This window comes from Pseudomonas sp. N2-3-1-14, from assembly GCF_041228395.1.
GTDB lineage: Bacteria > Pseudomonadota > Gammaproteobacteria > Pseudomonadales > Pseudomonadaceae > Aquipseudomonas.
Genome location: NZ_CP166199.1, coordinates 3,784,684 through 3,805,273, shown reverse-complemented (window position 1 = coordinate 3,805,273; position 20,590 = coordinate 3,784,684). Strand labels below are relative to the sequence as shown.

The window sequence follows — 20,590 nt, the reverse complement described above, 5'->3', positions numbered from 1 at the left end:
CTAACAAATTCTTCACGAGGAGCGCTGCGGTGCTCATGAAACAATCGTCACGTTTGTAGGGATGAAAACGCCGTTTTGCACACAACGCACATAAAAAAATGTTTAGGGGCCGTCACGCATGAAAATTTCTACACTGGCGTTATCCATCACCGCTGCATTGCTCGCGCAACACGCCTGCGCGGATGACTTCGGGCTCGGTTCTCTGGGCACTGGCACAGGTCACAGTGGCTTTCTTGAAGACAGCCACGCCGCCATCAGTTCGCGGACCATGTACTACAGCGCAGACAACCGTTCGGGGACCAACAACGATCTGCGCGAAGCTGCGACACTGCTGCGCTTCGACTACAAATCCGGCTACACCCAAGGCACCCTTGGTGTCGGTTTCGACGTCATGGCGTTCGGCGCCTTGCGTCTTGATGGTGGCGACGGCCACGCCGCAGGCCCAGGCCTGGCAGGGAACGGCAACAGCTTCTTCCCGACCAAGAACAACGGCACAGAACCGGCCGACAGTTTCGGTCGCGCCGCCGGTAACGTGAAATTCCGTATTTCCCAGACCGAGTTGCACGTCGGCGGTGGTTTGGCCCCGGTGCTGCCTATTCTGGTCTCCAACGACAGCCGTGTTGCGCCACAGACCTTTGACGGCGGCATCCTTACCTCCAGCGACATTCCGAACGTAACCTTCACCGGCGGTGAGCTGAACAAGGCCGAAGGCCGTGCGTCCAGCAACTCCACGGGCCTGAGTGTGGCCGGCGGTACGCGTGACAGCGACAGCTTCAAGTTTGGTGGTGTGGACTACAAACCGTTCGGATCGTCCGACAACGCCATCGCGAAAAACCTGACGCTGCAGTACTACTACGCCAACCTGCAAGACTTCTACAAACAGAACTATTTCGGCCTGGTCCACGTATTGCCGCTGGGCAATGACCAATCGTTCAAGACTGACCTGCGCTACTTCGACAGCACCAGCGACGGCAAGAATGGCGAAAGCGGTTATGCGTTCAACAACAACGGTGGCTACGCCAAGCACGCCGGTGAAGTGGACAACAAAACCTACAGCGCCGCGTTCACTTACCAACTGGGCGGCAGCAGCCTGATGCTCGGCCACATCGGCGTGAGCGACGACGGCGGCTTCGTCTGGGTCAACCAGGGCAGCCTCGCCGACCCACAGCAACAAGGCGCGGGCGGCAGCGACTTCTACCTGTTCACCGACGCCGTGGTTGGCCAGTTCTCCCGTGCGGGCGAGCAAGTCAACTTCGGTCAGTACTCGTATGACTTCAAGGCCTACGTACCCGGCCTGAAAGCTTCCGTGGCTTACCTGGACGGTACGGACATCAAGTCCAAAGTCGCCGGCGGCCCTGACCAGAAAGAAAACGAAACCGACTTCCGCCTGGATTACGTCGTGCAGGCAGGCCCGCTCAAAGGCTTCGGCACCACCTTCCGGACCGGTACTTATCACGGTCACAACACCGGCACTGCGGATCAGGATCAAACCCGCCTGATCTTCAACTACACCTACGCGATCTTCTAAGCACGCTCGCACTTTTACCGCGTTGAAAAAACCGAGGCCGCCTGATCAGCGGCCTCTTTTTTTGCCTGGGTGGAGGAGACTTCATGTGCATCCGAGCGTGGATGGGTTCTACACTGCCCGTCACTGTGTCAGTGATGGAGGACCCAATGACGGCCGCACCCGTAACCAACATCCTTGAAACGATTGAAGGCCAGCGCCTGGCGACGCCAGAGGCCGAGCGTTGGCGCGAGTGGGGCCCGTACTTGAGTGAACGCCAATGGGGCACGGTGCGCGAAGACTACAGCGCAGACGGCGATGCCTGGGCCTACTTCCCGCATGACCACGCGCGCAGCCGCGCCTATCGCTGGGGCGAAGATGGCCTGGCCGGTTTCAGCGACAAGGCGCAACGCTGGTGCCTGGGCCTGGCGCTGTGGAACGAGCGCGACGCAATCCTCAAGGAACGGTTGTTCGGCTTGAATAACGCCGAGGGCAACCACGGTGAAGACGTCAAGGAACTGTACTTTTTCGTCGACGGTGTACCCAGTCATGCCTACATGCGCATGCTCTACAAATACCCGCATGCGGCCTTTCCCTACGCCGACCTGACCACCGAGAACGCGCGCCGTGGGCTTGCGGATGCCGAGTACGAAATCCTCGACACGGGCGTGTTCGAAGACAACCGCTACTGCGATGTCAGCGTTGAATACGCCAAGCATCAGCCCGACGATATTTTCATGCGCGTCACCGTGCATAACCGCTCGGACCAGCCGACGCGCCTGCAGGTGTTGCCCCAGGTGTGGGCGCGCAATGACTGGAGCTGGACCCTGGATGCGCCCAAGCCGCAGTTGCGCCTGGACGGCGATCAGGTGCTGGCCCGTCATCACGAGCTTTCCGATCGCCACCTCAGCGCCTGGGGCCAGGACGGCGTGGAGTGGCTGTTCTGCGAAAACGAGAGCAACTATCAGCGCCTGGACGGGCAGCCGGCACCTGGGCCGTTCAAGGATGGCATCAACGATTACGTGGTGGCTGGCGTGCAGTCGGCGATTCGCCGCGATGCGGGCACCAAGGTCGCCGCACGTTTCATCCTCGAACTGGCGGGCCTGGAAAGCAAAATCCTGTACCTGCGGTTTGCGCCCACCGATGCGCCGCAGATCAACGCGCGCAAGCTGTTCGAACAGCGCCGCGAGGAGGCCGATCAGTTCTACGCGGCCTTGCAACACGGCATCTCCGATGCAGACGCGCGCAATGTACAGCGCCAGGCCCTGGCGGGTTTGCTGTGGTCCAAACAGCTCTACTATTTCGACGTGAACCAGTGGCTCGACGGCGACCCTGCCCAACCGGCGCCACCGCCCGAGCGCCTGCACATCCGCAATACCCATTGGCGGCACCTGTCCAACTTCGACATCCTTTCCATGCCCGACACCTGGGAATACCCGTGGTACGCCTCCTGGGACCAGGGCTTCCAGGCGGTGGCGATTGCGCTGATTGATCCTGGGTATGCCAAGCAGCAGTTGTTGCTGTTGGTGAAGGACCGCTTCATGCACCCCAACGGCCAACTGCCGGCGTATGAATGGCGTTTTGACGATGCCAACCCGCCGGTGCATGCCTGGGCCAGTTGGCGGGTGTATCAGCAGGACAAGGCGTTGACGGGTGTCGGCGACATGGATTTTCTTGAGCGGATTTTCCACAAACTGCTGTTGAATTTTTCCTGGTGGGTCAACCGCAAGGATGCCGAAGGCCGCAACCTGTTCCAGGGCGGGTTCCTGGGCCTGGACAACATTGCCTTGTTCGACCGCTCGGCGACCTTGCCGCCGGGTTACCAGCTGGATCAGGCCGACGGCACGGCGTGGGTCGCGGCCTACGCGCTGGACCTGATGCGGATCGGGCTGGAGCTGGCAAAGCGCAATGTGGTGTACGTCGATATTGCGGTGAAGTTTTTCGAGCACTTCCTGTACATCGCCGGCGCCATCAACCGCGTCGACGACAGCGCCGAAGGGCTGTGGGATGAGCAGGATCTGTTCTTCTACGATGTGCTGCACCGCCCCGACGGCCAGAACGAACCGGTGCGCTTGCGTTCCATTGTCGGCCTGATGCCCTTGTTTGCCGTGTTGGTGCTGGAGCAGCGCGAACATGAAGGCCTGGAAGGCTTGCGTGAGCGGCTGCTGGGGTTCATGCATCACCGACCGGACTTGGCCAAGTTGGTGTCGCGCTGGAACGAGCCGGGGCAGGGCAATCGCCTGTTGCTGGCGCTGTTGCGTGGCGAACGGACCAAGGATTTGTTGCGCCGCATGCTGGATGACCAGGAATTTCTGTCAGGCTTTGGTGTGCGGTCCTTGTCCAAGGCGTTTGCCCAGGAGCCGCTGGCGCTGAAGATGAACGGCGACACCTTGTGCGCGCGTTACCAGCCGGGCGAGTCGGACTCACGGTTGTACGGCGGCAATTCGAATTGGCGCGGGCCCTTGTGGATGCCGGTGAACTACATGCTGATCGAATCGTTGCGCGAGTTTCATCGGTACTACGCGGATAACTTCTCGGTGGAGTACCCGACGGGGAGTGGTTATCTGGCGTCCCTTGAAGAAGTTGCAGACGGCCTCAGTCAGCGTCTGACGCGATTGTTCCTGAGGGATGAGGACGGGCTGCGTCCATCGATGGCGGGGTATGCGCAGCTGGAAGCGGACCCGGCCAGTCGTGATCTGGTGCTGTTTCATGAGTATTTTCACGGGGAAACCGGGCGCGGCCTGGGCGCCTCGCACCAGACGGGCTGGAGTGCGTTGGTGGCGCTGCTGTTGCAGCCTCGTTAGGGCGGGCTCCCTTTGGGGGCACGGGGCGTCTCGGATCACGATTGGAAGGGCAGGCCGCCTCGGCTGGGCGGTTGATCTTGAGCTTAGGTGCCCCTGCTCAAAAAGCGGGTTTACCCAACGACCCCGACGCCTCACAAGGCAAACGGAATCGTCAGCTTGGCCCACAGCATGTCGCAACTGCGTGGGTGGATTGATCCGTTGGCCCTCGCGAGCCACTCGCTGTTCTGGACTGAGGGTTCACCGCGCATGGCGCCATCGGTGTGGGTGGGTTGAGGGGTTGCCGGGCAGCGAGACCGTTGCCGAGATGCTTGGCGGCCGCTAGATACTAGCCAACCGCCCCGAACCTGTCGGAGCTTGATTTGTCAGCCTAGCGCAGCGAGGTGCGCCACTGTTTCCGGAAACCGTGCAACCAGGCGAATCAATGTAGCGGCCTGGGCATTCGGCCTGGCTCGGCCTTGCTCCCAGTTCTCCAGGGTGCGCAGGTTGGTGCGCAGGTACATGGCGAACACCGAGCGGGAGAGGTTGAGCTGTTGGCGTACGGCAACCACTTCTTCGGCCGTCAGCGGGGCCAGGTTGTTGAGGTGGACCTTGTGGGTGCGCAGGGTGACTTTGCCTTGGCGTTCTTCAGCCAGCGCGTCGAAGCCCTCGACCAGTTCGGAAAAGATTTCACGTTTCATGGTGTGTTCTCGCTTTGATTTCCCTGTCCAGCATGTGTTTTAAGGCTTTTTTGTGGTGAGGTGCCAGGGTCCTGTTCGTGCTTGCCGTACAGGGTGAACAGCCAGAATTGCGTGCCGCCCGACCACCCGTAGTAAATGACCCGCAGGCCACCGCGTTTGCCTTTGTGACGTCGCTCATCTACGAAGCGAACGTTGCGTAGCCCACCGGTTCCTTCGATCACGTCTCCGGCTTCCGGGTTTTTCATCAACGCCTGTTGAAAGCCCTGGAAAAGCTCGTCACTCAGATAGTCCTTGCGATGCCGCTCGAAGGCCGGCAGTTCGGTAAATAGAGCATCCATGTTCTGTACGTAGTCTGCGTATAGTTTGTTGGCCCGCGCGCACTCGGTCGAGTGACCTGGCTGTGGGAACTTTCCTAAAACGCAACCACCATACGGCGGCCCTTAGCGGGGAGATGCCGGACGCGGCGGCAAACGGAAGCGGAATTTTCCATGATTGGAAGAGGATAAAAGCACTGCAAGCGAGCAGGGCAAAAGCACATCTACCTGATGTACTGAAATCCAAATGTGGGAGCGGGCTTGCTCGCGAAGGCGGTGGGTCAGCCAGCTCATGTGTCACTGACACAACGCATTCGCGAGCAAGCCCGCTCCCACAATTCAACCGAGTGCATCTGCCAGCACCGCACTGCTTTGCTTTTCTGTGGGAGCTGGCTTGCCTGCGATGCAGACAACTCGGTGTATCAGGCATTGCTAGTAGATGCCATCGCAGGCAAGCCAGCTCCCACATTGGAATTGGGTTCAGCTTCAAGGATCAGGTCGGCTGTCAGGCCGCCGTGCTCTGCTTTTGATCTTGATCTGCTTTTGACTTTGATCTTAGGCGCCCCGTTAAACCACGCTGGCCGAACGCAGGTAGTTCGGAGCGGCTAAACCGGCAGGACGCCGGTTTAGCCGCGACCGGCCCTAACCCAAATAACGGATAGATACCAAGAACTCCAGACACCTTGCCCAATACATTCCCCCAGAACGCAAAAACGGCGCCCGAAGGCGCCGTTCTGTTTACTGCATAGTCCTAAGCGATCAAACGCCCAGTACCGCGTGCTGCACCAGGGTGAGCAATGGTTGTGGGTACACACCCAGGAAGAACGCGAGCAGGGCGATGGCCAGCAGCATCACGCCACCGGCTTTCTGTTCCCAGTGCAGCTCGGCGTCCACACGGCGAAGGTTTGGCTCGATCAGGTACAGGGTGACCATCACGCGCAGGTAGTAGAACACGCCGATGGCGCTACCCAGCACGAGGGACGCCACCAACCACCATTCGTGGGCTTGGACACCGGTCGCGACGATGTAGAACTTACCGATAAAGCCTGCGGTCAGCGGGATACCGGCCAGCGACAGCATCATCACGGTGAGCACGGCAGTCAGGTACGGACGGCGCCAGAACAGGCCGCGGTATTCGTACAGGGCATCGGCGTCACGGCCTTTGTACGGCGAGGACATCAGTGTGATCACACCGAACGCGCCGAGGCTGGTGATGACGTAGGTGACCAGGTACACGCCGATGGCTTCCACGGCCAGGCCTTTGCTCGCCACCAGGGCGATCAGCAGGTAGCCGAAGTGGGCGATGGACGAATAACCGAGCAGACGCTTGAGGTTGTTCTGGGTCAGGGCCAGCAGGTTACCGAACAGGATCGACGCAATGGCGATCACGGTCAGCACGTTGCTCAGCACGCCGGTGTTGGCAGCAGGCGAGATCTGGAACAGACGCACCATCACCGCAAACACCGCAACCTTGGAGGCCGTGGCCAGGAACGCAGCCACCGGCGCCGGGGCGCCTTCGTACACGTCCGGGGTCCACAGGTGGAAAGGCACCAGGGACAGCTTGAACGCCAGGCCGATCAGCATCATCGCCAGGCCCAGTTGGGCGATCGGCGCCGGGCTGTTGCTGGCTGCCAGGGCGTGACCGATACCGGTGAAGCTCAGGCTGCCGGCTTCTGCGTAGAGCAGGGCCATACCGAACAACAGGAACGCCGAGCCGGCGGCCGACAGCACCATGTACTTGATGCCGGCTTCCAGGGAGCGCTTGTTGAAGAAGGCGTAGGCCACCAGACCGTAAGTCGGGATCGACAGCAGCTCCAGGCCGATGAACAAACCGGCCAGGTGCTGCGCGCTGACCAGCACGATACCGCCGGCCGCAGCCAGCAGGATCAGCAGGTACAGCTCTTCCTTGTTGCCCGGGTAGCCCGTGCCGCCTTCGCCGAGGTAGGCGTGGGCGAGGGTCACGCACGCCAGGGTGGCGACGAGGATCAACGCGATATACAGCAGCGCGAAGTCATCGATCATCATCAGCGGGGTGACCGCCAATGGCGCAACCTTGAGTGCCGGGATAATCGACAGCAGGGCCAGGTTCAAACCGGCACAGGACAGCAGGAACGTTTGCGAGTGATTGCGGCGCCAGGCGATCGCCAGCATCACCACCACAATGGTGAGGCTGGTGATCAGCAGCGGCGCAAGCGCGATAAAGTGTTGGATCGTGAATTCCATAGCGCTCTTACCGTGCCGAAGCGAGTTGAGTGAAGGCGGTGCCGAACCACTGCTGCACGCCATGCATCGTCGCGGCAGAAGTGTCCAGGAACGGTTGCGGGTACACGCCGATGTAGATCAGCAGCACCGCAAGGCCGAGCACCATGATCAGTTCGCGAGCATCCATGCCGTGCAGGACGGTGTCGGACTTGGCCGGACCGAAGTACGCGCGGTGGATCATGATCAGCGAGTAGACCGAACCGAATACCAGGCCGGAGGTAGCGATGGCGCTGATCCACGGCGTGTGCACGAACGAACCCATCAGGATCAGGAACTCGCCGATGAAGTTACCGGTGCCCGGCAGACCCAGGGACGCGGCGGCAAAGAACAGGCTGATCGCCGGCAGGTACGCGATGCGCGACCACACGCCACCCATTTCACGCATGTCACGGGTGTGCAGGCGCTCGTACAGCTGACCACTCAGGATAAAGAGGGCAGCGGCCGAAACACCGTGGGCCAACATCTGGATCACTGCGCCTTGCAGCGCCAGTTGGCTGCCGGAGTAGATGCCGATCAGTACGAAACCCATGTGGGAAACGGACGAGAAGGCAATCAGACGCTTGATGTCGGTTTGTGCGAAGGCCAGGAACGCGCCGTAGAAGATCCCGATCAGACCCAGGGTCATGGCGATCGGCGCAAACTCGGCCGAGGCATTCGGGAACAGCGGCAGGGCGAAACGCAGCAGGCCGTACGCAGCGGTTTTCAGCAGGATACCGGCCAGGTCCACAGAACCTGCGGTCGGCGCCTGGGCGTGCGCGTCAGGCAGCCAGGAGTGGAACGGCACCACCGGCAGCTTCACCGCGAACGCGATGAAGAAGCCCAGCATCAGGATGTACTCGGTGGTCAGCGACATCTTGGTTTTCAACAGGTCGGCGTAGTTGAAGGTAATCACGCCGGTGTTGTTGAAGTTGACCAGTACCAGACCCAGGATCGCCACCAACATGATCAGGCCGGAAGCCTGAGTGAAGATGAAGAACTTGGTCGCCGCGTAGATCCGGGTTTTCTTGCCGTCCGAAGAACTGTGACCCCAGAGCGCGATGAGGAAGTACATCGGCACCAGCATCATTTCCCAGAAGAAGAAGAACATGAACAGGTCCAGCGCCAGGAACACGCCGACAACGCCGCCCAGAATCCACATCAGGTTCAGGTGGAAGAAGCCCACGTGACGCTGAATCTCTTTCCAGGAGCAGAGTACCGAGAGGATACCCAGCAGGCCGGTCAGCAGGATCATCAACAGCGACAGGCCGTCGAGGGCCAGGTGCACGTTGATGCCGAAGCGCTGGATCCACACGTGCTTGAATTCAAGCGCGAAGGTGGGATCGACACCCGGTGCCGGAGCAAATGAATAGTCGCCATGCGCCCACAGCCAGAGGCCGAGTGCGAGTTCCAGGGACATGGTCAGCAACGCAATCCAGCGGGGGAGGGTGGCGCCGAAGCGTTCACCCATCCAGCAGAGCAGGCCGCCGATAAAGGGGATCAGGATTAGCCAGGGCAGAATCATGACGGGCTCGTTTCCTTTCGCAAGTTCGCAAAGTACGCAATGTTCATAGTCAGACCGCTACCACAACGATGGCGCCGATCACCAGCACGGCACCGACGGCCATGGAAGCTGCATACCAACGCAGTTGGCCAGTCTCGCTGCGGCTCAGGGCCGTGTGACCGGCCTTGGCGGCACGCGGGATCAAACCGATGGTCTGGTCGAGCGGGTCTTTGCGCAGAATGTGGCTGATAGCAAGGTATGGCTTGACGAACAGCTTGTCGTAGATCCAATCGAAGCCCCAGGCGGCGAACCACCAGGCCGACAGGAAACGGCCAATGCCGCTGTTGGCAACCGCCGTCACGAAGCGACGCTTGCCCAGGAACAGCAGCGCCGCCAGCAGGATACCGGCGATGGCGATGGCGCCCGAGGCGATTTCCAGGCTGTGCTTGGCTGCGCCGCCGGCATGGCCAGCGCTTTGCGGCAGTACGCCGGCCAGTGGCGGGGTGATCATGGCGCCGATGAAGGTCGACAGGATGATCAGCACCGACAGTGGCAACCAGTGGGAGATGCCGTGGCCTGCGTGTGCTTCGGTCTTGGCTTCACCGTGGAAGGTGATGAAGATCAGGCGGAAGGTGTACAGCGAGGTCATGAAGGCACCGACCAGGCCTGCATACAGCAGGTTCTGGTTACCGCTGGCAAAGGCTTCCCAGAGGATTTCGTCTTTGGAGTAGAAACCTGCGGTCACCAACGGCAGCGCAGCCAGAGCGGCACCGCCGACGATGAAGCTGGCGTAGGCCAACGGCAGTTTCTTCCACAGGCCGCCCATCTTGAAGATGTTCTGCTCGTGGTGGCAGGCAACGATCACCGCACCGGAGGCAAGGAACAGCAGCGCCTTGAAGAAGGCGTGGGTCATCAGGTGGAAGATCGCCGCGTCCCAGGCACCGACGCCCAGGGCCAGGAACATGTAGCCGATCTGGCTCATGGTCGAGTAGGCGAGGATACGCTTGATGTCGGTCTGCACCAGCGCGGCGAAGCCGGCCAGTACCAGCGTCACGCCACCCACCAGGCCCACCAGGTGCAGGATTTCCGGCGCCAGGGTGAACAGGCCGTGGGTACGGGCAATCAGGTAGACGCCGGCGGTTACCATGGTTGCCGCGTGAATCAGTGCGGACACCGGAGTAGGGCCGGCCATCGCATCCGCCAGCCAGGTTTGCAGTGGCAGTTGCGCAGATTTACCGACCGCGCCGCCCAGCAGCATCAGGGTCGCCAGGGTGATCCAGAAATCACCGACCTGGAATTTCTGCGGCGCCAGCACCAGCAGTTCCTGGATGTTCAGCGTGCCCACTTGTTGGAACAGGATGAACAGGCCGATGGCCATGAACACGTCGCCGATGCGGGTAACGATGAACGCCTTGAGTGCCGCGTTACCGTTGTTGCGGTTGCTGTAGTAGAAACCGATCAACAGGTACGAGCACAGGCCCACGCCTTCCCAACCGAAGTACAGGAACAACAGGTTATCGCCCAGCACCAGGAACAGCATGCTGGCGATAAACAGGTTGGTGTACGAGAAGAAGCGCGAGTAGCCCGCTTCGCCGCGCATGTACCAGGACGCGAACAGGTGGATCAGGAAGCCCACACCCACCACCACGCCGAGCATGGTGATCGACAGGCCGTCGATGTAGATCGCGAAGTTGGGCTTGAAGCCCTCAACCGACATCCACTGCCACAGTACCAGGGTGTAGTGGCCGCCTTCGGGCGGTGCCACGTTGAATTGCCAGATGACGTAGGCGGCGACAATTGCCGACAGGCCAATGGAACCCACACCGATCAGGGCAGACAGGTTTTCCGACCAGCGTCCACGGGAGAACGACAGCAGCAGGAAACCGATCAGGGGAAATACGAAAGTCAGAAAGATCATGTTCATCCGCGCATCTCACTGGCAGCGTCGATATCAAGCGTGTGGAAGCGACGATACAGTTGCAGCAGGATCGCCAGGCCAATACTGGCCTCGGCGGCTGCCAGGCTGATCACCAGAATGAACATGACTTGTCCATCCGGCTGGCCCCAACGGCTACCCGCCACGATGAAGGCCAGTGCCGCAGCGTTCATCATGATTTCCAGGCTCATCAACACGAATAAAATGTTACGGCGAACCATCAGGCCGACCAGGCCAAGGCAGAACAGGATGCCGGCGACCGCCAGACCATGCTCCAAAGGGATAGCAGGCATCGTCATTGCTCCTTGGCTTCGTTGCGGCCCAAGTGGAAGGCGGTGATGGCTGCAGCGAGCAGCAGCATCGAAGCCAGTTCGACCACCAGCAGGTACGGGCCGAACAGGCTGACGCCCACGGCTTTGGCGTCTACGGTGGTGTGGCCGATGGCCTGGCCGCTCTGGTGAGCGAACAAGACATACAGCAGTTCACCCAGCAGCAGCGCTGCGAGGATGACCGGGCCAAGCCAGATGCCGGGCTTGAGCCAGACGCGTTCCTGGGCGACCGAAGCCGGCCCCAGGTTGAGCATCATCACCACAAACACGAACAGCACCATGATGGCGCCGGCGTAGGCGATCACTTCCAGGACACCGGCGAACGGCGCGCCGAGGCTGAAGAAGGTCATGGCCACGGCGATCAGCGAAATGATCAGGTAGAGCAGGGCGTGCACGGGGTTGGTGTTGGTGATCACGCGAAGCGTGGACACCACTGCAATACCCGACGCGAAATAGAAAGCGAATTCCATCTTTCTTCCTTAAGGCAGCAAGCTCTTCACGTTGATCGGCTCGGCTTCGTTTTGTGCGGCGCCCTTCGGCTTACCGGCAACGGCCATACCTGCAACACGATAGAAGTTGTAATCAGGGTTTTTACCGGGACCAGAGATCAGCAGATCTTCTTTCTCGTACACCAGGTCCTGACGTTTGAACTCGGCCATCTCGAAATCCGGTGTCAGCTGGATCGCGGTGGTCGGGCAAGCTTCCTCGCAGAGGCCGCAGAAAATGCAGCGCGAGAAGTTGATGCGGAAGAAGTCCGGGTACCAGCGACCGTCTTCGGTTTCAGCTTTCTGCAGGGAGATGCAACCCACCGGGCACGCCACGGCGCACAGGTTGCAGGCTACGCAACGCTCTTCGCCATCGGGGTCGCGGGTCAGCACGATACGGCCGCGATAGCGCGGCGGCAGGTACACCGCTTCTTCCGGGTATTGCAGGGTGTCGCGTTTGCGAAAGCCGTGGCCGAAAACCATCACCAGGCTTCGCAACTGGGTACCGGTACCCTTAACGATGTCGCCAATATATTTGAACATGGGTCAAATCCTCACTGAACCGCGCCGGCTGGCGTGTTCAACAACACAACAGCAGCCGTCACCAGCAAATTGATCAGGGTCAGCGGCAGGCAGAATCTCCAGCTGAAATCCATCACCTGGTCATAGCGTGGGCGCGGAATAGAAGCGCGCAGCAGGATGAACAGCATGATGAAGAACGCCGTCTTCAAGAAGAACCAGAAGAACGCCAGTTGCGGCAGGATGTTGAACGGGCCGTGCCAGCCGCCGAAGAACAGCGTGACCAGCAATGCCGAGATCAAGATGATGCCGATGTATTCACCGACGAAGAACATGCCCCATTTCATGCCGGCGTATTCAATGTGGTAACCGTCGGCCAGTTCCTGTTCCGCTTCCGGCTGGTCGAACGGGTGACGGTGAGTCACGGCGACGCCAGCGATGAAGAAGGTACAGAAGCCAAAGAACTGCGGAATGATGAACCACAGGTTCTGCGCCTGGTACTCGACGATGTCGCGCATGTTGAACGAGCCGACCTGCACCACGATGCCCATCAGCGCCAGGCCCATGAACACTTCGTAAGACACGGTCTGGGCCGAAGCCCGCAAGCTGCCCAGCAGGGCGAACTTGTTGTTACTCGACCAACCGGCGAACAGCACCGCGTAGACCGACAGACCGGCCATGGCGAAGAAGAACAGCAAGCCGATGTTCAGGTCCGCGACGCCCCAGGTCGGGGTGATCGGGATAACGGCGAAGGCAATCAGCAAGGCGCTCATGGCCACGACCGGTGCCAGGGTGAAGATCACCTTGTCGGCAAACGGCGGGGTCCAGTCTTCCTTGAAGAACATTTTGAGCATGTCGGCAGCGATCTGGAACATGCCGAATGGGCCAACGCGGTTAGGACCGTAACGGTCCTGCCACCAGCCCAGCAGGCGACGTTCGACGAAGCTGAGCAGGGCGCCCGCAACGACCACGGCCAACAGGATCACGATGGCCTTGACGACCGAGATGATCACGTCGATCACTTCAGGGGTGAACCAGGTCATTGCGCTGCCTCCTGCAGACCGTCAACGGTTTGGCCAAAGATCGCAGGCGGAATGCCGGCAAGGCCTTTAGGCAGTGCAACCAGGCCCGCGCCCAACTCGTCATTGATGCGCAGCGGCAGACGCAGGGTCTTGCCACCGACGTTCAGGCTGAGCAGGGCACCGTCGTTGACGCCCAGGCGGTCGGCTTCGGACTTGGCCACGGACACGTAAGCGGCCGGGATGCGCTCTTGAACCGGCGCGGCTTTCGAAGAGGTCTCTTCGCTGCCGAACAGGTGGAAGAACGGCACAACCTGCCAGGTGCCCTGGGCCGGGTTGAACGGACGCGGTACGGCGGTGAACCAGTTCAGCGAGTCACCGGTGCTTTCGATCAGGCGCGTGCCCGGGTCGCCAGCACGGATGTGACCACCCACTTCGTCCTGGAACTTGTTCCAGGCCTGTGGCGAGTTCCAGCCCGGAGACCAGGCAAACGGCACCTGCTGACGTGGCTCGACCGAACCCGAGTAACCCTCCATCGAGAAGGCGAACGCGGTGTCAGGGTCTTGCGGCGTACGCGGTTCGTGCACGCTGATGTCGGCGCGCATGGCGGTACGACCGGAGTAACGCAGCGGTTCACGGGCCAGTTTCAAGCCCTTGATGCGGAACGAGGCAGACGGTGCAGCATCAACGATACGTGCAAGCTGCGGGGCGCTTGCGGCGGCCGCTGCGGTGACGTGGTCAAGCTGGGTCCAGTCGATCGGCTGGTTCAGCAGGGTGGCGCGCAGGGCATGCAGCCAGCGCCAGCCTTCGTGAACCAGGATGCTGGCGTCCATGTATTTCGGATCGAATACCTGGAAGAAGCGCTGAGCGCGGCCTTCCTGACTGACCAGCGTACCGTCGCCTTCGGCGAAGGTGGCGGCGGGCAGCACCAGGTCGGCGCGATCGCTGGTGGCGGTCTTCTGGTGGTCGGCAACGATCAGCACTTTGGCCGCATCCAGCGCGGCGTCGACCTTGGCCGAATCCGTGCGGGTGTACAAATCGTTTTCCAGCACCACGATGGCGTCGGCTTTGCCGTCGGTCACGGCTTGCAGCGCGGCATCCAGGGATTCGCCGCCGAGCATGGCCAGGCCGAGGCTGTTGGCTTCCGGCACGACCAGGCTGATGGAACCGTTCTTGTCGCGCAGCTTCAAGGCTTTGGCGATGTTGGCAGCCGCTTCGATCAGTGCTTTGGAACCCAGCGAGGTGCCGGCAATGATCAATGGACGCTTGGCCGCCAGCAGGGCGTCGGCGATGCGCTTGGCCAGCTCAACGGCTTCAGCGTCCAGGCCTTCAACGGCAGGCGCGCTGGCGTCCAGGGCGTGAGCCACGGCGAAACCGATGCGGGCCAGGTCATCCGGTGCGGCGTGGACGCATTCTTCGGCGATGTCGTCGAGCTTGGTTTCAGCCAGGCTTGCGATAAACAGCGGGTTCAGCGCGTGCTGGCCGATGTTTTTCACCGCAGCGTCGAGCCAAGGCTGAACGCGCATGGCGTCGGCCATGTCTTCGGCTTTGCCTTTGACCGACTGACGCAGCGACAGCGCGATACGCGCGGCGGTCTGGGTCAGGTCTTCACCGAGCACGAAGATCGCGTCGTGGTCTTCGATGTCACGCATGTTCGGCACCGGCAACGGGCTGTCGTTCAGCACTTGCAGGACCAGGCGAATGCGCTCCAGCTCAGCGGCTTCGATACCGCAGTAGAAGTGCTCGGCGCCGACCAGCTCGCGCAACGCGTAGTTGCTTTCGAGGCTGGCGCGTGGCGAACCGATACCGACGATGTTGCGGCCGCGCAGCAGCTCGGCGGCTTTATCCAGCGCGTCGTCCAGGCTCAGCTTGGCGCCATCGGCCAGCAGTGGCTGGCGTGGGCGGTCTTCGCGGTTGACGTAGCCATAGCCGAAACGGCCACGGTCACACAGGAAGTACTGGTTGACCGAACCGTTGAAGCGGTTTTCGATGCGACGCAGTTCGCCGTAACGCTCGCCCGGGGAAATGTTGCAACCGCTGGAGCAGCCATGGCAGATGCTCGGCGAGAACTGCATGTCCCACTTACGGTTGTAGCGCTCGGAGTGAGTCTTGTCGGTGAACACACCGGTCGGGCAGACCTCGGTGAGGTTGCCGGAGAACTCGCTTTCGAGCACGCCATCTTCAACGCGACCGAAGTACACGTTGTCGTGGGCGCCGAATACGCCCAGGTCGGTGCCACCGGCGTAGTCTTTATAGAAGCGTACGCACCGGTAGCAGGCGATGCAGCGGTTCATTTCGTGAGAAATGAACGGGCCGAGGTCCTGGTTCTGGTGGGTACGCTTGGTGAAGCGATAACGGCGCTCGTTGTGGCCGGTCATCACCGTCATGTCTTGCAGGTGGCAGTGACCGCCTTCCTCACAGACTGGGCAGTCGTGGGGGTGGTTGGTCATCAGCCATTCGACAACGCTGGCGCGGAACGCCTTGGATTCTTCATCTTCGATGGAGATCCAGGTGTTGTCGGTGGCTGGCGTCATGCAGGACATGACGATACGACCACGGGTGTCGTTCTCGTCGGTGTACTGCTTGACCGCACACTGGCGGCAAGCACCAACGCTACCAAGGGCTGGGTGCCAGCAGAAATAAGGGATGTCGAGGCCTAGTGAGAGACATGCCTGTAACAGGTTGTCTGCCCCATCGACTTCGAGCGCTTTGCCGTCTACGTGGATAGTGGCCATGGTTCAAAGTTCTTCGTTGGCCCGTTGTCAGCGGGCGTGGCTAATGGAATCTTGTTATTCATGTGCATCTACACAGCCATAAAGGCGTCAGCACATGAGAAGGCGAAGCGCACGGGCCCTTCGCCTTTTTAAGCGTTACGCACCGACCATGGTCGGTGTGACCACCTGATTCAGATCGCCGGCGCGCGCAGGTGCGATGCCAGCCTCGAATTCAGAGCGGAAGTATTTGATTGCGCTGCCCAGTGGTTCCACGGCGCCCGGTGCGTGAGCACAGAAGGTCTTGCCTGGGCCGAGGAAACCGACCAGCCCCAGCAGGGTCTCGATGTCGCCTGGCTGGCCTTCGCCTTTCTCGATTGCCATCAAGAGCTTCACGCTCCAGGGCAAACCGTCACGGCATGGGGTGCAGAAACCGCAGGACTCACGGGAGAAGAACTGCTCCATGTTGCGCAGCAGCGAGACCATGTTCACGGTGTTGTCCACCGCCATCGCCAGGCCGGTCCCCATACGGGTGCCGACCTTGCCGATGCCGCCGGCATACATTTGTGCGTCCAGATGCTCGGGCAGCAGGAAACCGGTGCCGGCGCCGCCTGGCTGCCAGGCTTTCAAGGTGTAGCCGTCGCGCATGCCGCCGGCGTAGTCCTCGAACAGCTCGCGTGCGGTCACGCCGAACGGCAGCTCCCACAGGCCAGGGCTCTTGACCTTGCCGGAGAAGCCCATGAGCTTGGTGCCCATGTCTTCACTGCCTTCGCGGGCCAACGATTTGTACCAGTCCACGCCGTCGGCGATGATCGCCGGCACGTTGCACAGGGTTTCCACGTTGTTTACGCAGGTCGGCTTGCCCCACACGCCCACGGCGGCAGGGAAGGGCGGCTTGGAGCGCGGGTTGGCGCGGCGGCCTTCGAGGGAGTTGATCAGTGCGGTTTCTTCACCGCAGATGTAACGCCCGGCGCCGGTGTGCACGAACAGTTCGAAGTCAAAACCGGAACCCAGGATGTTCTTGCCCAACAGGCCTGCAGCCTTGGCTTCTTCCACGGCACGGGTGAGGTGCTTGGCGGCGGTGGTGTATTCGCCACGCAGGAAGATGTAGCCCCGGTAGGTTTTCAGCGCACGGGCGCTGATCAGCATGCCTTCGATCAGCAGATGGGGCAGTTGCTCCATCAGCATGCGGTCTTTCCAGGTGTTGGGCTCCATTTCATCCGCGTTGCACAGCAGGTAGCGGATGTTGATGGATTCGTCTTTGGGCATCAGGCCCCACTTCACGCCCGTGGGGAAGCCTGCACCGCCGCGGCCTTTGAGGCCGGCGTCTTTCACGGTCTGGACGATGTCGTCCTGAGCCATGTCGGCGAAGGCTTTGCGCGCGGCGGCGTAACCGTTCTTGGCCTGGTACTCGTCGAGCCATACAGGCTCGCCGTCGTCACGCAGGCGCCAGGTCAGTGGGTGAGTCTCGGCCGAACGCTTGATCAGGTTGGCCGGGCCGAAAGATGTAAGGGTCATGGGTAGCCCTCGAGCAATTGGGTCACGCCAGCAGGCTGCACGTCACCGAATGTGTCGTCGTCGATCATCAACGCCGGCGCCTTGTCGCAGTTGCCCAGGCAGCACACCGGCAGCAGCGTGAAGCGGCCGTCCGGGGTGGTTTGGCCGAGGCCGATGCCCAGTTTGTTCTGGATCTCGCTGACCACTGACTCGTGGCCACCGATGTAGCAGACCATGCTGTCGCACACGCGAATGATGTGGCGGCCCACCGGCTGACGGAAGATCTGGCTGTAGAACGTGGCCACACCTTCAACGTCGCTGGCCGGGATGCCGAGGATCTCGCCGATGGCGTAGAGGGCGCCGTCCGGCACCCAGCCACGTTCCTTCTGGACGATCTTCAAGGCTTCGATCGACGCCGCGCGCGGGTCTTCGTAGTGATGCAGCTCGTGCTCGATGGCCGAGCGCTCGGTTTCACTCAGGGTGAAACGATCTGTTTGGATAAGCGTGCTGTTCATGCTTAGCGGTCCACGTCGGCCATAACGAAATCGATACTACCCAGGTACGCAATCAAGTCCGCGACCATCTCGCCTTTGATCACCGAAGGGATCTGCTGCAAGTGCGCGAAGCTTGGGGTACGAATCCGGGTGCGGTAGCTCATGGTGCCGCCATCGCTCGTCAGGTAATAACTGTTGATACCCTTGGTCGCTTCAATCATCTGGAAGGATTCGTTGGCCGGCATGACCGGGCCCCACGAAACTTGCAGGAAGTGCGTGATCAGGGTTTCGATGTGCTGCAGCGTGCGTTCTTTCGGCGGTGGCGTAGTCAGCGGGTGATCCGCCTTGTACGGACCTGCCGGCATGTTGCGCATGCACTGCTCGATGATCTTCAGGCTCTGGCGCATTTCTTCGACGCGCACGATGCAACGGTCGTAGGCATCGCCGTTGGCCGCCAGCGGCACTTCGAATTCGAAGTTCTCGTAGCCGGAGTACGGGCGTGCTTTACGCAGGTCGAAGTCGCAGCCGGTGGAACGCAGGCCGGCACCGGTGACGCCCCATTCCAGGGCCTCTTTGGTGTTGTACTGCGCGACGCCGATGGTACGACCCTTGAGGATGCTGTTGTCCAGCGCGGCCTTTTGGTACTCGTCCAGACGCTTGGGCATCCAGTCGATGAATTCCTTGACCAGGCGCTCCCAGCCGTTTGGCAGGTCGTGCGCCACGCCGCCGATGCGGTACCAGGCCGGGTGCAGACGGAAACCGGTGATGGCTTCGATGACCTTGTAGGCGCGCTGACGGTCGGTGAAGGTGAAGAACACCGGGGTCATGGCGCCAACGTCCTGGATGTAGGTACCCAGGAACAGCAGGTGGCTGGTGATCCGGAAGAACTCGGCCATCATGATGCGGATGGTGTCGACGCGGTCCGGCACCTTGATGCCGGCCAGCTTCTCGACCGAGAGCACGTATGGCAGGTTGTTCATCACGCCGCCGAGGTAGTCGATACGGTCGGTGTACGGAATGAAGCTGTGCCAGGACTGACGTTCGGCCATCTTCTCGGCACCACGGTGGTGGTAGCCGATGTCCGGCACGCAGTCGACGATTTCTTCGCCATCCAGTTGCAGGATGATACGGAAGGCACCGTGGGCCGAAGGGTGGTTCGGGCCCAGGTTGAGGAACATGTAGTCCTCGTTGGTGCCGGAGCGTTTCATGCCCCAGTCTTCCGGACGGAAGCGTGCAGCCTCTTCTTCCAGCTGCTGCTTGGCGAGCGTCAAGCTGAACGGATCGAATTCGGTGGCGCGCGCAGGGTAGTCCTTGCGCAGCGGGTGACCTTCCCAGGTGGGCGGCATCATGATGCGCGTCAGGTGCGGGTGGCCCGGGAAGTCGATGCCGAACATGTCCCAGACTTCGCGCTCATACCAGCTGGCGTTCGGCCAGATGCCGGTGATGGTCGGAATGCTCAGGTCGCTTTCGGACAGGGCAACCTTGATCATCACGTCGCTGTTACGCTCCAGCGACATCAAGTGATAGAACACGGTGAAATCGGCGCCGCTCGGCAGCCCCTGGCGCTTGGTGCGCAGACGCTCGTCCACGCCATGCAGGTCATAGAGCATGACGTACGGCTTGGGCAGGTTGCGCAGGAAAGTCAGGACTTCGACGAGCTTGGCACGCGCCACCCACAGCACCGGCATACCGGTGCGTGTGGCCTGGGCGGTGAAGGCGTCAGGGCCAAAACGGTTATTGAGTTCGACAACCACATCCTGGTCGTCTGCCTTATAAGGCGGGATGCGTCGAGCACTGCCTGTAGTCATGGTTTTTTATCGCTTTCGGTCAACGTAAAGAATGAAGCCAGGTTTTCGTTCTATAAAAGAAGCGGTGCTGGATCAGACTTCGTCGGGGCTGCGCAGGTTGGTGACTGCGATTCGCTGTTCGCGGCGCTGTTCCTTTTGTGACGGCATCTCGGCGCGATACACGCCTTGATCGCCGACAACCCAGGAAAGTGGGCGACGCTCCTTGCCAATCGATTCCTGCAACAGCATCAAGCCTTGCAGAAACGCTTCGGGGCGGGGCGGGCAGCCAGGCACGTAGACGTCCACGGGCAGGAACTTGTCCACCCCTTGAACGACGGAGTAGATGTCGTACATGCCACCGGAGTTGGCGCACGAACCCATGGAGATAACCCACTTTGGCTCGAGCATTTGCTCGTAGAGACGCTGAATGATCGGCGCCATCTTGATAAAGCAGGTGCCGGCGATAACCATGAAATCCGCCTGGCGCGGTGATGCCCGAATAACTTCGGCGCCAAAGCGCGCGATGTCGTGGGGCGCCGTGAAGGCGGTGGTCATTTCCACGTAGCAGCACGAAAGACCGAAGTTGTACGGCCACAGGGAGTTCTTACGCCCCCAATTGACCGCGCCACTCAGCACGTCTTCGAGCTTGCCCATGTAGATGTTTTTGTGGACTTGGTCTTCTAACGGGTCGGAAACGGTTTCGCGTTCGCCGATTGGGTACTGCTCGTTAGGAGCATCCGGGTCGATCCTGGTGAGATTGTATTGCATCGCC

Annotated in this window: 15 protein-coding genes and 1 pseudogene; 2 read left to right on the top strand and 14 right to left on the bottom strand. The window is 60.9% G+C overall.

Features of this window, described 5'->3' with window-relative positions; all coding sequences use genetic code 11:
• Positions 1 to 118: 118 nt before the first annotated feature.
• Positions 119 to 1,528, top strand: a complete 1,410-nt coding sequence (locus AB5I78_RS17430; protein WP_145166144.1) for an OprD family outer membrane porin — start codon at positions 119 to 121, stop codon at positions 1,526 to 1,528.
• Between the two features lie 146 nt (positions 1,529 to 1,674).
• Positions 1,675 to 4,308: a glucosidase gene (locus tag AB5I78_RS17425; RefSeq protein WP_369303161.1), complete on the top strand. Its 2,634-nt coding sequence runs from the start codon at positions 1,675 to 1,677 to the stop codon at positions 4,306 to 4,308.
• 362 nt (positions 4,309 to 4,670) lie between these two features.
• Here the strand turns inward: AB5I78_RS17425 and AB5I78_RS17420 are convergent, their stop codons facing one another.
• The 14 genes and pseudogenes from AB5I78_RS17420 to AB5I78_RS17355 all read right to left on the bottom strand — a co-directional run bounded on the left by AB5I78_RS17420 (position 4,671) and on the right by AB5I78_RS17355 (position 20,586).
• Complete coding sequence (locus AB5I78_RS17420) at positions 4,671 to 4,985, bottom strand: DNA-binding transcriptional regulator (RefSeq protein WP_145166146.1); 315 nt, start codon at positions 4,983 to 4,985, stop codon at positions 4,671 to 4,673.
• Positions 4,975 to 5,323 (bottom strand): annotated as a pseudogene (locus AB5I78_RS17415) (toxin). Before AB5I78_RS17415 ends, AB5I78_RS17420 begins: the two are co-directional and overlap by 11 nt.
• A 735-nt stretch (positions 5,324 to 6,058) precedes the next feature.
• A complete protein-coding gene (gene nuoN, locus AB5I78_RS17410) occupies positions 6,059 to 7,522 on the bottom strand; it encodes an NADH-quinone oxidoreductase subunit NuoN (RefSeq protein ID WP_145164678.1) in 1,464 nt (487 codons plus the stop codon).
• A 7-nt stretch (positions 7,523 to 7,529) separates the two neighbouring features.
• A complete protein-coding gene (gene nuoM, locus AB5I78_RS17405; RefSeq protein ID WP_106579875.1) occupies positions 7,530 to 9,062 on the bottom strand; it encodes an NADH-quinone oxidoreductase subunit M in 1,533 nt (510 codons plus the stop codon).
• Between the two features lie 49 nt (positions 9,063 to 9,111).
• Positions 9,112 to 10,965, bottom strand: a complete 1,854-nt coding sequence (gene nuoL, locus AB5I78_RS17400; protein ID WP_145164680.1) for an NADH-quinone oxidoreductase subunit L — start codon at positions 10,963 to 10,965, stop codon at positions 9,112 to 9,114.
• Complete coding sequence (gene nuoK / locus AB5I78_RS17395; RefSeq protein WP_003219560.1) at positions 10,962 to 11,270, bottom strand: NADH-quinone oxidoreductase subunit NuoK; 309 nt, start codon at positions 11,268 to 11,270, stop codon at positions 10,962 to 10,964. The genes nuoL and nuoK overlap by 4 nt, the downstream gene beginning before the upstream one ends.
• A gap of 2 nt (positions 11,271 to 11,272) precedes the next feature.
• Complete coding sequence (nuoJ, locus tag AB5I78_RS17390; RefSeq protein ID WP_017137519.1) at positions 11,273 to 11,776, bottom strand: NADH-quinone oxidoreductase subunit J; 504 nt, start codon at positions 11,774 to 11,776, stop codon at positions 11,273 to 11,275.
• A 9-nt stretch (positions 11,777 to 11,785) separates the two neighbouring features.
• The gene (nuoI, locus tag AB5I78_RS17385) at positions 11,786 to 12,334 is read right to left on the bottom strand and encodes an NADH-quinone oxidoreductase subunit NuoI (RefSeq protein WP_003174725.1); all 549 of its coding nucleotides are present in this window, start codon (positions 12,332 to 12,334) and stop codon (positions 11,786 to 11,788) included.
• 11 nt (positions 12,335 to 12,345) lie between these two features.
• Positions 12,346 to 13,353: an NADH-quinone oxidoreductase subunit NuoH gene (gene nuoH, locus AB5I78_RS17380; RefSeq protein ID WP_053256843.1), complete on the bottom strand. Its 1,008-nt coding sequence runs from the start codon at positions 13,351 to 13,353 to the stop codon at positions 12,346 to 12,348.
• Positions 13,350 to 16,064 carry an NADH-quinone oxidoreductase subunit NuoG gene (gene nuoG, locus AB5I78_RS17375; protein WP_369303029.1) on the bottom strand — a complete coding sequence of 905 codons (2,715 nt, stop codon included), beginning with the start codon at positions 16,062 to 16,064 and terminating at the stop codon, positions 13,350 to 13,352. Before nuoG ends, nuoH begins: the two co-directional genes overlap by 4 nt.
• Before the next feature lie 135 nt (positions 16,065 to 16,199).
• Positions 16,200 to 17,558, bottom strand: coding sequence for an NADH-quinone oxidoreductase subunit NuoF (gene nuoF / locus AB5I78_RS17370; RefSeq protein ID WP_369303028.1), 1,359 nt, complete (start codon positions 17,556 to 17,558; stop codon positions 16,200 to 16,202).
• Positions 17,555 to 18,052, bottom strand: coding sequence for an NADH-quinone oxidoreductase subunit NuoE (gene nuoE / locus AB5I78_RS17365; protein ID WP_003174721.1), 498 nt, complete (start codon positions 18,050 to 18,052; stop codon positions 17,555 to 17,557). Before nuoE ends, nuoF begins: the two co-directional genes overlap by 4 nt.
• A gap of 2 nt (positions 18,053 to 18,054) precedes the next feature.
• Positions 18,055 to 19,839 (bottom strand): NADH-quinone oxidoreductase subunit C/D, encoded by a 1,785-nt coding sequence (nuoC, locus tag AB5I78_RS17360; RefSeq protein WP_106579871.1) that lies wholly within the window; start codon positions 19,837 to 19,839, stop codon positions 18,055 to 18,057.
• Positions 19,840 to 19,911: 72 nt separating this feature from the next.
• Complete coding sequence (locus AB5I78_RS17355; protein ID WP_003174719.1) at positions 19,912 to 20,586, bottom strand: NADH-quinone oxidoreductase subunit B family protein; 675 nt, start codon at positions 20,584 to 20,586, stop codon at positions 19,912 to 19,914.
• Positions 20,587 to 20,590 lie beyond the last annotated feature (4 nt).